General features: G+C 51.5%; 12 protein-coding genes. 3 read left to right on the top strand and 9 right to left on the bottom strand.

From position 1 onward, the window contains the following. Positions 1 to 21 precede the first annotated feature (21 nt). Entirely contained in the window at positions 22 to 720 is a 699-nt protein-coding gene (locus A4S02_RS06290; RefSeq protein WP_070323270.1) for an HAD hydrolase-like protein, read from the top strand. Positions 721 to 733: 13 nt separating this feature from the next. On the opposite strand, the gene A4S02_RS06285 is transcribed toward A4S02_RS06290, so the two are convergent. Genes A4S02_RS06285 through A4S02_RS06265 form a run of 5 tightly spaced genes read right to left on the bottom strand, consistent with a single transcriptional unit; the run spans position 734 to position 5,556 of the window. Next, positions 734 to 1,540: a nucleotidyltransferase family protein gene (locus A4S02_RS06285; protein WP_070323269.1), complete on the bottom strand. Its 807-nt coding sequence runs from the start codon at positions 1,538 to 1,540 to the stop codon at positions 734 to 736. Then, positions 1,537 to 2,322, bottom strand: coding sequence for a sterol desaturase family protein (locus tag A4S02_RS06280; protein WP_070323268.1), 786 nt, complete (start codon positions 2,320 to 2,322; stop codon positions 1,537 to 1,539). Before A4S02_RS06280 ends, A4S02_RS06285 begins: the two co-directional genes overlap by 4 nt. Next, complete coding sequence (locus A4S02_RS06275) at positions 2,319 to 3,413, bottom strand: LptF/LptG family permease (RefSeq protein WP_019088418.1); 1,095 nt, start codon at positions 3,411 to 3,413, stop codon at positions 2,319 to 2,321. The genes A4S02_RS06280 and A4S02_RS06275 overlap by 4 nt, the downstream gene beginning before the upstream one ends. Further along, entirely contained in the window at positions 3,410 to 4,609 is a 1,200-nt protein-coding gene (locus tag A4S02_RS06270) for an LptF/LptG family permease (protein WP_070324198.1), read from the bottom strand. The genes A4S02_RS06275 and A4S02_RS06270 overlap by 4 nt, the downstream gene beginning before the upstream one ends. Further along, entirely contained in the window at positions 4,606 to 5,556 is a 951-nt protein-coding gene (locus A4S02_RS06265; RefSeq protein ID WP_208858939.1) for a metallophosphoesterase family protein, read from the bottom strand. Before A4S02_RS06265 ends, A4S02_RS06270 begins: the two co-directional genes overlap by 4 nt. Positions 5,557 to 5,651: 95 nt before the next feature. Between A4S02_RS06265 and A4S02_RS06260 the strand changes: the two genes are divergently transcribed. Both A4S02_RS06260 and A4S02_RS06255 read left to right on the top strand, forming a co-directional pair. Continuing rightward, positions 5,652 to 6,632, top strand: a complete 981-nt coding sequence (locus A4S02_RS06260; RefSeq protein ID WP_070323267.1) for a diacylglycerol/lipid kinase family protein — start codon at positions 5,652 to 5,654, stop codon at positions 6,630 to 6,632. A 24-nt stretch (positions 6,633 to 6,656) separates the two neighbouring features. Beyond that, on the top strand, positions 6,657 to 7,610 hold the full coding sequence (locus tag A4S02_RS06255) for a hypothetical protein (protein WP_070323266.1): 954 nt from the start codon (positions 6,657 to 6,659) through the stop codon (positions 7,608 to 7,610). Between the two features lie 5 nt (positions 7,611 to 7,615). Here A4S02_RS06255 and spt read toward each other — a convergent pair whose 3' ends face one another. The 4 genes from spt to A4S02_RS06235 form a co-directional block, all read right to left on the bottom strand. Continuing rightward, positions 7,616 to 8,830, bottom strand: coding sequence for a serine palmitoyltransferase (gene spt / locus A4S02_RS06250; protein WP_019088423.1), 1,215 nt, complete (start codon positions 8,828 to 8,830; stop codon positions 7,616 to 7,618). Positions 8,831 to 8,836: 6 nt separating this feature from the next. Then, positions 8,837 to 9,088 carry an acyl carrier protein gene (locus A4S02_RS06245; protein WP_003625320.1) on the bottom strand — a complete coding sequence of 84 codons (252 nt, stop codon included), beginning with the start codon at positions 9,086 to 9,088 and terminating at the stop codon, positions 8,837 to 8,839. A gap of 132 nt (positions 9,089 to 9,220) precedes the next feature. Continuing rightward, complete coding sequence (locus A4S02_RS06240) at positions 9,221 to 10,987, bottom strand: fatty acyl-AMP ligase (RefSeq protein WP_070323265.1); 1,767 nt, start codon at positions 10,985 to 10,987, stop codon at positions 9,221 to 9,223. Next, positions 10,987 to 12,117: a hypothetical protein gene (locus A4S02_RS06235; protein ID WP_019088425.1), complete on the bottom strand. Its 1,131-nt coding sequence runs from the start codon at positions 12,115 to 12,117 to the stop codon at positions 10,987 to 10,989. Before A4S02_RS06235 ends, A4S02_RS06240 begins: the two co-directional genes overlap by 1 nt. Positions 12,118 to 12,463 lie beyond the last annotated feature (346 nt).

Here is a 12,463-nt window from a genome sequence, read left to right as displayed (position 1 = left end):
TACTCGGCAAGGAAAAACCGCATGTCCACACCTCGTCTTGCTGTTTTTGATATGGATGGCACGCTGCTTGATTCCGTGCCTGATCTGGCTGCGTGTAGCCGGGAACTGCTAGAAATCTGCCATCTTCCACCCCTGACAGATGCAGAGGTGCGCACCATGATAGGCAATGGCGTACCTACTTTGGTGCAACGTGTTCTGAATGCAGGGCGTGAAAAGCAAAAGGCCATAACTGCGCAGTCTTATGTCTTACCGTTTACGGAGGCTGAAGCCGTACAAAAATTTATGGAGCTTTATACACCACGGGCCACGCAGCTTTCACGCCTATTTCCCGGCACGCAGCAGGCATTGGAGCAGTTGAAAGATGCTGGATGGTTGCTGGCTGTATGTACCAACAAGCCGGCGGTAGCTGCCCGACGTATTTTAGATGATTTTGGTCTGACTCCACTTTTTGCAGCAATAGGCGGAGGTGACAGTTTTGCAGCCCATAAACCAGATCCTGCGCATTTACTGGGGACAATCAAACAGGCGGGTGGAGAGGTTACTCGCAGTGTGATGATTGGAGATATGCCGCCAGATTATGGTGCCGCTACAGGAGCCGGAGCGAAGTTTGTGTTTGCTGCATGGGGGTATGGCTCCAGCGCATTGGCGGCACAGGCAGACAGCCAAGCAGCTAGCATGGTGGACATTCCATCCGCACTGCATGCGCTGCTGCCCTCCTAAATCTGAAGAAAGTTTATTTCTGTAGTGTGTTTGTGAAGGAACAAGCGGGAAGGGTGGAGGCAAGTTCCTCTGCCAGCACAACATCAGCAGGCTTATCTACATCCACAGCGGCGCGACCATCAGAAAGCGGAACAAGTTCTGCTTTCGCGCTGGTGAGGCGATAGATGCGCCGGTAAAGCGTGCGCCGTGTCAGCTTGCCACAAAGGGCGCGCAGCAAAATGCTTGGGCCTAAAAGCCATGCAACACGCAAAGGGTGCTTGCGGTTTTTTTCTACATGTCGCCATAGGTCTGCTACGCGGGCAGACACAGATGTGCGGAATAAAAATAGGTTGCAGCCAGAAAAAGCAAGATCGGCAAGCCGGATATAGGTGCGCTGCGTATTGGGCACATCCCGCTTTACAGTTGTTTCTGCTGCAACAGCCACAGCAAGATCGGCTTGCGGGTGGCTTTGGCTAAGCAATTCCTGCACCCAGCTTGGCTGGAGCAGGGCATTATCTGCCGTGGTTACCAGCAAAGGTGTGCCATAGCGCGCAAGGCCAGCCAGCACGCTTGCGCTGGGGCCTTCAGGCCGTGCCGGAATAATGTCTATTCCTGCGGGAATGATAGCGGCGATAATCTGCGGGTTTTCAATGCAAACAGCAATGCGAGTGATTTGAGGTACTTGTTGCAGTGCATCAATCACTCTCAAGAGCATGGGCACCCCGCCAATAGGCAGAAGCGCTTTGTGAGAAACGCCTCCGGCTAATGCCACAGGGTCTGGCTTGCCGGGGCGAGAGCCTGCCAGAATAAAGGCTGTAATGCCTTGAGAGGAAGCGGTCATGCCGCTTTCCTGGTCTCCGTTGGGCGTGCACCATCGGGGCGATCACGCGGGGGAGCGCCAGTCAGATCCATGACCCACGGATACTGTTGGGCTTCCTTAATATCGTAGCCCAAGTTGAAAACCGTGGGGCTACGGGGACGGGCCTTGGCATCTAGATAGTATGAGCCAAACATCCGATCTACTACAAAGCTGGTGATACCAAAGTTTCCATCTTCATCATGGAAATGGTGCAGCACATGGCGCGCCTTCATACGCTGGATCCAACCTGAACGCGGCTTGTAGTTGAGGTGCTGGATGCAGTGGAAGAATTCGTAAATGCAGGTAATGGCAACGCCCGTACCAAATGCCGTAGCCGCAGCCCCAACGCCACCAATAAGATACCCGATGGGGATGGTGACAGCACCAATGGTAGGTAACGTTGTAGCAGGTGCGCCAAACAGAACATCCAGCAGGTGCGGATCCTGATGGTGGTCAAAATGGATGCGCTTCCACAAGGCAGCCGTCCATTTCATTTTATACAGGATACGGCCATGCAGCACGTAGCGGTGCAGCAGGTACCATACCACTGGATACACAATAACAACCGCTACCATAGAAACCAGCGTTGGCCACCAGCCAGCAAAAAAGTAAATAGCCAGCGCAGCAGAAGCAATAATCAGCGCAAAATAGAGCAGGATGGTTGGGTAAGTAAGATACGCCACCCAAAGCTGCCTGAGGTTCATTTTCCCCAGATCAAAGCTGCGCCCGGTTTTAAGCGACGAGTTATTTAGCGTTCCGCTCATCGTGTTTCATTCCTCAGGAGCACAGTAATGGCCCCCAGTGTGAAAATAATCAGTGCGGGTATGGTAGCAATTGCCGGTGGTAGCAACCCCGCATTTCCCATTGCGCGTAGCATACCCTGCACAATAATAAACAATAGTCCGCTGCCCAAGCACCATACTGGCACCCAGCTACGTGTTCCTGTCCGTGGAGGGATATAGATTGTGGGCAGCGCAATCAACAAAAGAACAAGCAGGGACGCCGGACGCAAGAAGCGTTCAAGCAGCCCTGCCTCCAGAAAACCGGGGCTGGTATGGGATGGCAGGCGCCCACGCAACATGCCCAGAATGGTGGTGGAAGAAAGCGGAGGATTTTCGGCAGACAGGCGGATAAACTCCCACGGGTGCAGGCTTGTGTCCCAACTCATGTCCTGAACAGAAGGCAGGCGTGTGGTTTTTTCGCCTTCCACGGTAATGCTATCAACATTGTGTAAAAGCCAGCCGCGCGTATGTGTGTAGTCAGCAGATTTGGCGTGGAGAATCTGCTGCAATCGCCCGCTGGCATCACGGATGTAGATATCCACCTTGGTCAGCATATTGCCGCCATCAGACGTATAACCAATGTGGGCAATACGGTTGCCATCATGAAACCAGAAGGCGTGCCCGTTTTCTGGGTGCGGGTCTGTGCGGTTCCACCATGCGGCCAAGGCCTGCTCAGACCGAGGCGTAACCTGATCATCCAGCACAACACCGGCAAAGCCAATAACGAGCGTAGCTGGGATAAGGTATTTATACAGGCCAAAAGTAGAAAGGCCGCAGGCACGCAGGATGGCAATCTCGCTGGCCAATGTCATCTGAGTGAGCATAAGCAGCGCGCCAATCAGCACACTTAATGGAAGAGCGCCTGCCAACAGAAATGGTGCACGCATGGCCGCAAAGCTTAGAATGCCCTGCACGCCTAAGTGACGCTGTAAAATAGGAGTGGTTTGTTCAAGCAGGGCCAGAATTTCAAGAAGTCCGACAAGAACGGCGCCACAAAAAATCACGCGCGTGAGCAACGCCATGGAAAGATAGCGGAGAAGAACGTGGCGGGGCATGCTTGAAGATTGGCTCATGGCAGGGCTTTTGAGGCAGATGAGCGGGAACGCCAGGCTTTTAATACCTGAAAGCTGCCAGACTTATAAAGCAGCAGCAGCGTGCAGCCGACAATAAAGACCAATGCAGGCCCCCAGATAAGCAGGAGCGAGGCCTTTTTTGTAGCAACCATGCTATGGCCAAACTGGATGATGTGGTCAAACCCAACCATAATAATAAAGGCCAGAGGCAAACCGGCATTGTTGCGCTGGCGCTTGCGCATAAGTGCCAGAGAAGCCGCCAGTAGGGGAATAAAAGGCACAGTCAGGCTGCGTGCCATACGAAAATGCACTTCAGAGCGCATATGTGGGCGGGAAATGGAAGGATCATGCCGGATAAGGCGGCCAACCAGTTCGGGGGATGTCAACTCTCGTTCATCTTCCCCGCGTGTGCGAAAAGGAGAGATGTGCGAGGCATGCGTAAGGAAGCGCGTGGAATGGTCAAACGTGACCAGACTGGGCACGCCATCTCCTTTATCCGTGACAATCACACCATTAGTCAGATCAATCTCAACGGTTTCTCCATCTGAACCGATGCGAATATGCCCGTTGCGCGCTGTAATATCGCGTTCCTGCTGTTCAGACAGGTCTCTGATAAAAACGTTCTCCAGATCAGAACCGCTTTGGGAGACCTTGTCCGCAACAATGGTGAGTTGGGACGAAGGGCTGGCAAACATGCGGGGCTGCAAACGCGGAGCCCAGCCCGTATGGCTGGCAATATAAAATGTTGAGCGGAAATCATATCGGGCGTGAGGCTGAATAAAGCCATAAAGCAGGAAGGAAAGAACACCCAAGATAACGCCCAGCTGGATATAGGGGCGTGTGATCCGCAGCAGTGAAAGGCCGCTGCTGTTAATGGCATCAATTTCTTCATTCTGGCTCATGCGGCGGATAACGGTAAACACCGCCACGCAGAGTGCTGCGGGAATAGCCAAGCCAAGATAATGGGGCAGCAAGGCAGTCAGCAGGCCAATAAATATGCCAATATGGTTGTTGCCCGCTGCCAGCAGATTGAACAGTACCAAAAGGCGTTCAAGGATCAGGGCAATCATCACCACAGACAATGCCACCAGAAAAGGCGGCATAACCTGAGCAATCAGGTAGTGATCTAATGTGCCGGGGCGAAGCGAAGCTACAATCCGGCGCAGGAAAGGCACATTGAGCATGCGGGCTGTCATAGCGAGATTGCGGGCAAAAGGCGATGCGCACTGCATACACGCCTCATCTGGCTGTCTTGCAAGCTTCCATCAGGCATTAAGCTGCGGTGCTGAATGGTGATCTGCCAGATATCGGGGCGCTTGTGCACGGAAATAGCGTTCCACCCCGCACTTTTTTCCGGTTCATCCGCAATGTGAGAAGCAGAAGTGCTGCTGACAGCCAGAATATCTGTGCCCGGAATAGTGGTGATTTGCGCACGATGAGAATGCCCGTAAAGCACAAGTTCAGCACCTTCTGCACGCAATACATCTTGAAACGCCCGGAAATCATCCAGCCCTTTGCGGCGGCTGACAATACCTTGCGTCGGAGGGTGATGAAGTAACACAATCCGACATAAACTCATAGCGCGCGTGCGGCGCAACAGATCCGCCAAAAGCACAAGCTGGGTTTGTCCTGCCTTGCCAGATGCCAGAAATGGCAAGGTAGGCACGGCTGTATTCATTCCAATAAGGGCAACATGCTCTTTTACCAGTAGCGAAGGGGCTGCTGGTTCAGATTGTGTGCGGTTATGCAGCCATTTGGCCCAGAGTGCCTGTTTGGCGGCGCTATTTTCTTTTATCAGAGCATCATGATTGCCCGGAATAAGCAGTGTAGGGGGCAAGTCTTGCTGTAAAAGCCACTGCCTTGCGTTCTGAAATTCTTTGAGTAAGCCCAGATTGGTCAAATCCCCCGTTAGGGCAACCATATCCGGATGAAAATGGCGGATATCCTGCATGACAGCCTGCAACGCCGGTAATTTATGCAGATGCCTGCGCCGTAGTTGCCATGACAACAAACTGAGAATGCGCTTGAAGCGGATTTCCTTAAAAGAAGGCAAGCCGACAAGTGGCAGATGTGGGTCAGACAGGTGGGCGATATGAACGCAGGACAAGAAAAACACATCTCCGATGACGGGGTATGGCCCCACGGCATGTGACAAGAGCCATAACAGCCTTTATACCATCGCCCGTAGCCGGGGCAAAAGGCGCTGGCGTTTTTGTTTGTTTATAGCAAGAGTGCTGAATGTCCGATCGTTTTGCCCTGATTTACAATCCTCGTAGCCGTCGGAATTTGAAGGCAGATCCCAAGTATCTGGAAGTTGCGGGCAAAATGCTGGGGCCCTTGTTCTGCTCCCCTAGAACACATGCTGCATTAAGGCAGCAGGTTTATGCCCTCTTACAGCAAAAAATAAGCTGTTTGGTTGTAGATGGGGGAGATGGCACAGTTGGGAACGTTTTGAGTGCACTTTATACCTCATCCTGCCCACCAGAGCAGTGGCCCAGCATTGTTGTGTTGCCCTCTGGCAATACCAACCTGATTGCTACAGATGTTGGCTTTGGTAAGCGTGGGGTTGAGGCATTACAGATTTTGCAAGCTCGTCTTGCATCTGGGCGTCTTCTTTCCGATGTGCGGCGCAGGCAGCCTTTGGTGGTTACACGGGATGGGCAGAAAAACGGGGCTTCTCTAGGCTTTTTTGGTGGCTTGGGTGCTTTTGGGCGCGGAATTGAAATTGCGCATGACCCCAAAATTCTGAAAAATTACTCGCATGATGCCGCTGTTATGGCGACATTGTTTGTAACAGCGTGGCAGTTGTTAAGCCCCAAACATAGGCGAGGGTGGCTGGAGGGCACGAAAGTTACAGTGGAGCGGGATGGTGAGGTATTGCCGGAACAGAACCATTTTTTGTTTTTATGCACAGCTTTGCATCGATTGCCCCATGGTATCTGGCCATTCTGGCAAAATCTGACGGAAACAGACCGCGGAATTAGTTATCTGGATGTTGCCGCTTTTCCCCCACATTTAGGGCGTGCAGTCTGGAATTTGTTGCGCGGAAAAGCACCTCAATGGTTACGGCAGGATGCAGCTTATAAGAGCGGCTCGGCAACGGAATTGGTGCTGCGGACGGGCCAATCCTTTATTCTGGACGGTGAAGTTCTGCCTCCGGGGCAAGATGGTAGCCTGACTATTTCTGCAGGGCCCGTGGTTTCTTTTGTGCATGTTTAAAACGTACTGGTGGAAAAGCAGTTCATGAAGGGTATTCAGCCGGGGCGCAAAGCAATTTTCGCTCTTACAGACCAAGAACTGCATACACCTGTATCCCCTTTGGTTACGGAATTCGTACGTAATCTTTTAGGCAATGCGCAACCATTAGGGGTTTTGTTTTATGGATCTGGCCTGCGGGGCGGAATTCAAGATGATACCCTGTTAGATTTTTATATTATCGTAGACAAACAGGCGGACTGGCCCAGAGCAAGGCTTTCCTGTCTGGCAAACGCCCTTTTGCCTCCTAACGTGGAATATCATGAATATAGGGTAGGGGGGCATCTTCTACGGGCTAAAGTTGCCATTTTGTCCCTGATGCAGTTTCGTGCCCTAACGCGCCCACAAACGCTGGATACCACGGTATGGGCGCGCTTTTCTCAGCCAGTTCGGTTGGTATGGTGGCGGGATAACAAGGCCCAAGCAGCACTGCATGCTTGTGTTATGCGGGCAGTATTAGCCGCTGCATGGTGGGCAGCACAGCTTGGCCCAGATTCAGGCGGCGTTCTGGATTATTGGAATGCTTTGTACCGCAATACATATCGGGTTGAATTGCGAGTTGAAAAAGCAGGCCGTGGGCAAAGTATTGTAGATGCTTATGTGCAGCGTTATGTGCAGCTTTTGTTACCGTGTTGGCAAATGTTGGGTATTGCGTACACATCTCAAGATCAGATTGTAACGCCGCAAATCCCGCAGGAACAAAAGCAACATGCTATTCAAAAATGGGCATTACGTGCGTCTTGTGGTCGACCTTTAAATATTCTGCGCTTGCTTAAGGCAGCTTACACTTTTACTGGTGGTGCACGTTACGCTGCGTGGAAAGTCCAGCGCCATAGCGGAATAGAAGTGCCTCTTTCCGCGTTTGCAGAAAAACACCCCTTGTTGGCAGCGCCACCAATTGTTTGGCGGTTATGGCAACAAGGGGCGTTTAAACGCAAATAAGGATTTTACGCTGCTGTGGGTGCGGGGGATACGCCCACTTCTGCAGCGGCCTGCCGGAATATAGCAATAGCCTGAGCAATCTGCTCTGGCGTATGGGTGGCCATTACGGAACAACGCAACAAAGGTCTAGAATCTGGCGTTGCGGGAGGAAGGCTGAGGTTTACGTAAACACCAAGCTCCAGAAGCCTGTTCCACATAGGAATAGCTTCTTCGGCTGTTTCCAGAGTAACAGCAATAACAGGGGTGGCCTGTTTGCTGGCATTTAGCCCGATATCTACAAAACCAGCATGAAGTTGCTGAGCATTGGCCATGAGCTGTTTACGCAGTTCTGGATGAGCCTGCATATCGCCCAAGGCTGCTGTTGTTGCAGCGATAACTTCTGGTGGAAGAGATGCCGTAAACATATACGGGCGGCAGTTCAGGCGGACGAATTCCAGCTCAGGGTGGTCAGATACGCAGTAACCGCCAACAGTGCCGAGGCTTTTTGAAAATGTGCCCACAATAAAGTCTACATCAGCTTCCACACCATCGGCTTCTGCTGCACCGCGTCCATTTTCACCCAGTACTCCAAAGGAATGGGCTTCATCTACCAGAAGGTATGCGCCGGTTTCTTTTTTAACGGCTACAAATTCTGCAATCGGGGCCACATTGCCCGTCATGGAATAAATGCCTTCAACCACAATCAGTTTGGCGCCAGGTGTGCCATCCATGCGTTTGAGGCGTTTATAAAGATTATCTGGGTCATTATGGCGGAAACGAATAACTTCAGCAGCACTTAGGCGGCTACCGTCATAAATACTTGCATGGCTATCTGCATCTAGAAACAGATGATCACCCTTGCCAGCCAGAGTGGAAATAATGCCTAAATTGGCCTGATAACCGGTTGAAAAAACCATGGCATCACGGCGGCCAAAAAACGCGGAAATATCTTTTTCAAGCTGCCGATGGAGGGATTGCGTACCATTTGCAATGCGCGAACCCGTAGTACCTACACCGCAAGCCGCAGCAGCCTGCTGCGCTGCCCGAATGGCGTTTTTGGATTGGCTAAGACCCAAATAATTATTGGTGCCAAAAAGAAGCGTTTCCCGACCTTCAATAATTCCAACAGTTGAAGATACAGGTTTTTCAATAACAACAGCAAAAGGGTTGCGGCCACCTACGGCGACTACAGAACCCAGCGCGCCTGCCGTACCTTCAAATTTGGAAAATAGTGATGTCATCCACGCTCACCCTTTGTTTTTCAGAGCGACAATGCATGCGGCAAGGTCATTAATCGTCCGGATATCGGCTAGTTTGTCGAGCGGGATGGAAACATCCAAGCTGTCTTCAACTTCCATAACGAAGTTCATGACGGCCAAAGAATCAAACGCAAGATCTTCCATGATCTTGCAGTTACCATCAATGTCACGCGGAACCTTCGGGTTGGCGAGGAGCTTTTGAATGATCAGCGCGGAAACGCTTTCAACGGTTTCGCTCATGTCGGATCCTTCATCCCTTAAGGGCGTTTGTTTTATGCCGAGCTTGTGCTCGCAGTGCCGCCTTATGGGTGAAAAAGGCCAGTTTGACCAGCCTTTCTCCTCATAAAGGGGCGATAAAATCCCGTAGGCCGGTCAGGCAACTTCAGACTGCTGCTCAAACGCGCCGCTTAGATACATCGTGCGGGCTTTGGCACGCGTAAGTTTGCCCGAAGATGTCTGCGGCAGCGCATGAGGGGGCACCAACACAACAGAAACTTCTACCCCATGGAGGCGGCGGAACAAGCTGGCGGCTTCGGCTTTCAGCTTCTCACGCGTATCTGTGGCAGAGGCACGGCACTGAATAAGCGCCACAATTTCCTCATGATCACCTTTTTCCAGCGAGAAAACGGCCACATCACGGCTGCGCAGGACAGGAATATGTGTTTCGGCAGACCATTCCAAATCCTGCGGCCAAATATTGCGGCCATTAATAATAATCAGGTCTTTGGCACGGCCTGTTACGACTATCTGCTCATTCAGCATGTAGCCAAGATCACCCGTGTTCAGCCAGTTATCTGTATCCAGCGTTTTGCTGCTTTCTTCCGGCATACGGAAGTAGCCGCTCATCAAGCTGGGGCCGCGCACATAAATAGTGCCAACTTCTCGGTCACTTAGTACCCGACCATAACTGTTTCGAACTTCCAGTTCATGTCCTGGCAGAACTTTCCCACAAATAACAAAGGTGCGGCTTGGGGTTTCCGCGTTGGCGGGCGGGCGGGCAATTCCTGTGCTTTCCAGCGCGGGAAGGTCAACCGTATCGGTTTCTATGCCTGTATCAAGTGGCGCAAAGCTGATGGCAAGTGTAGCCTCTGCCATACCGTAGCTGGCCACAAATGCTTTTGGGCTAAAGCCAGCAGGAGCAAAGCGCTCGGCAAATTCGTCTAGAATATGCGCACGGATCATATCGCCACCAATGCCTGCAACTCGCCAGCAGGAGAGGTCCAACCCTTCAGATGCAGGGCGCCGGGCGCACAGTTCATATCCAAAAGAGGGGCTGTAGGCGATGGTGCCGCGGTTACGGCTAATCAGATCCAGCCACACATGCGGCCGTCGTGCGAATTCACGGGTTGGGAGCAAGTCCACGCTTAACTGACACGTCATAGGGGTGAGGAAGAACCCAACCAACCCCATGTCATGATAAAGTGGAAGCCAGGAAACACAGCGGTCCCCCGTTTCCTTAACCTGCAAGCCATTGCGCGCAATGGAGGAAACATTCGCCATGCCGGAACGGTGGCTTACGCAAACCCCCATAGGAAAGCGTGTGCTGCCGGAAGAAAATTGAAGATAAGAAAGGTTTTCTGGCTGAATATCAGGCAGCGGCATATCTGGTACAGGGCGCGCCATAAGTTCAGTAGGCGGTCCAGCAAAAACAAGGCCTAAGCCCGTTACAATTTCGTCTGTCCAGCCTTCGATAATCTGCGGAATAATCACGGCGCTGGCCTGTGCGCTGGTAATCATGTCGCGGAGAGTTTTCAGGTAAGCTTCTTTCCCACCAAAGGCGACAGGGAGGGGCAGGGGGGCCGCAACCAAACCTGCATACTGACAGCCAAAGAAGATGCGTGCGAAATCACCATCACTTTCCGCAACAATGGCAACGTGGTCTCCCGGCTGTAGGCCCATACCCAAAAGACGCAAAGCTGTATCAACAGCCTGCTGACGCAATACTTTATAGGGTAGGGCTTCTAGAAGTACGCCTTTGCCGGAATAAATATTAAACCCGGCTTCGCCTTGAGCAGCGTAGTCCAACGCTTCAGGAAATGTTGCAAAATCCCCGTACCGGCGCGGTTGGCCAGATGCGGTAGAAACCGGTTGGAGGGTTTCATCTAAAGAGATTGCAGAAGCAGGGTTCATACTATTCATCAGCTGGCCATTCGAAGAAAATCAACAATTGCGTCGGCCCCTACCGGCGCAGTCGGTTCGTCCCCAACAAGGTCGAACGTGTCGCGTATATAATCTTTTTGCAGATTTACGAAAGCATTGTGCGACGAAAAGGCTTGTTCAATGTCTTCTCCTAGACTGTCAATAGTATTCAACACAGGTCCCAAAGACCAGAAACGGTAATTTTCATCACCTTCCCAATCAACATTGTGCGCATTCAGAAACATACAAGCGCGCGGCTTTACCAGAAATTCGGCAACTTGCGAACTAACATCACCCAGATACATGTCCGCAGTGGATGTGTACGTCATATCAATGCTGCGGGCGCTGCCAGTATCCACTAGCATATGCGGGTAATGCCCAAACGCACGTTCCAACTGCAACGCCTCGGCTTTTTTGTTGTCAAACAGCCGATAATGGGGCGCAAAGATAAGATTGTAGCGATCTTGGTTAGCAAAATGCGTTAGCACATTCAGGCCCATTTTAGGCCAGGATGAGAGGCGCGTATTAAAATGTGGATTATAAAGGATGGTCGGACGATTATTGTTAAATAGACGTAATGTCCGATGGCGCATCCGATGAACCATATCGAATTTGGCGTAAACGCCAGTATGGTAACAGCCGGGGCGGATGGCGCCTTGAGCTAAAAGCCGTTCCTCTATTTTATGTCCAGCCATCAGTACGTAGTCGAATTTTTTCACATCACGGGCAAAACCGATAGCTCGATCTCCAGCGCCATGGCGTGTCCATATCAAGCGTGGCTTATTCACGCCTAGCTTGCGCAGGTACAGTGAAGTGCGTTCTGGAACCACGATCCCCTGAAACGAAGAGAAATAATTCTTGTTAAAAAATAGGCTCGCCAGACGAAAAAAAGCAGTTTGTCCGTAGCGTTCAGTTTGGCGCCGCAGAAACTGAGGAAGGTGCAGAAGACTGAACTGCACTTTCGATTCTGGATAATATGCGGCTAGTGAGCGTACATAATCCAGATGCGATTGTGTGGTGCAGGCAAGATGTACTTCAGCCTCGGGGTGACGGCTCGCAATTTCCATTGCAATCGGCAAAGAATGCAAGGTTTGGTGCGGCTGTGCGATGTAAGGGAAGAGAATGCGCATCTGTTAAATGTCATCCTTGTTTAACATAGGAACCTTTGTCACAGCATGAGCGTCTTTATGTGCTTGCCCATAAGGCAGTTCCGCCTCAGCAAGTTACTGTTATGTGCACAAATCGTTTAGCGTGCCTGATAGTCAAGTCCCACCTCATAAGGACAAACGTGAGGAAGAAGGCTTTTTCGTGATGAGGGGAGGAGGGCTTAAGGCGAAAAAATCAGAAACATGAATTTTTTCTGATTTTGTATATTGACGTTGTATTGGGATGGGGTGTAGAAGCTGCTTCACCGAGACGGAGTGGTCTTGGCGGGTTTGGAAAGATCTGCTAGGTTATTCGGCTCTTTTGGTCTTT

The sequence above is a fragment of the Acetobacter ascendens genome, from assembly GCF_001766235.1.
In the GTDB taxonomy this organism is placed as follows: Bacteria; Pseudomonadota; Alphaproteobacteria; order Acetobacterales; family Acetobacteraceae; genus Acetobacter; species Acetobacter ascendens.
Note: the sequence above shows the minus strand (reverse complement) of the source record. Positions and strands in the feature narration are given on the sequence as shown.

What these genes read in the sequence shown, in the direction of transcription:
- A4S02_RS06270 (WP_070324198.1), bottom strand. Translation starts at nt 4,609, where the DNA reads ATGACAGCCCGCATGCTCAATGTGCCTTTCCTGCGCCGGATTGTAGCT.
- A4S02_RS06240 (WP_070323265.1), bottom strand. Translation starts at nt 10,987, where the DNA reads ATGAATAGTATGAACCCTGCTTCTGCAATCTCTTTAGATGAAACCCTC.
- A4S02_RS06290 (WP_070323270.1), top strand. Translation starts at nt 22, where the DNA reads ATGTCCACACCTCGTCTTGCTGTTTTTGATATGGATGGCACGCTGCTT.
- A4S02_RS06285 (WP_070323269.1), bottom strand. Translation starts at nt 1,540, where the DNA reads ATGACCGCTTCCTCTCAAGGCATTACAGCCTTTATTCTGGCAGGCTCT.
- A4S02_RS06245 (WP_003625320.1), bottom strand. Translation starts at nt 9,088, where the DNA reads ATGAGCGAAACCGTTGAAAGCGTTTCCGCGCTGATCATTCAAAAGCTC.
- spt (WP_019088423.1), bottom strand. Translation starts at nt 8,830, where the DNA reads ATGACATCACTATTTTCCAAATTTGAAGGTACGGCAGGCGCGCTGGGT.
- A4S02_RS06235 (WP_019088425.1), bottom strand. Translation starts at nt 12,117, where the DNA reads ATGCGCATTCTCTTCCCTTACATCGCACAGCCGCACCAAACCTTGCAT.
- A4S02_RS06260 (WP_070323267.1), top strand. Translation starts at nt 5,652, where the DNA reads ATGTCCGATCGTTTTGCCCTGATTTACAATCCTCGTAGCCGTCGGAAT.
- A4S02_RS06255 (WP_070323266.1), top strand. Translation starts at nt 6,657, where the DNA reads ATGAAGGGTATTCAGCCGGGGCGCAAAGCAATTTTCGCTCTTACAGAC.
- A4S02_RS06275 (WP_019088418.1), bottom strand. Translation starts at nt 3,413, where the DNA reads ATGAGCCAATCTTCAAGCATGCCCCGCCACGTTCTTCTCCGCTATCTT.
- A4S02_RS06280 (WP_070323268.1), bottom strand. Translation starts at nt 2,322, where the DNA reads ATGAGCGGAACGCTAAATAACTCGTCGCTTAAAACCGGGCGCAGCTTT.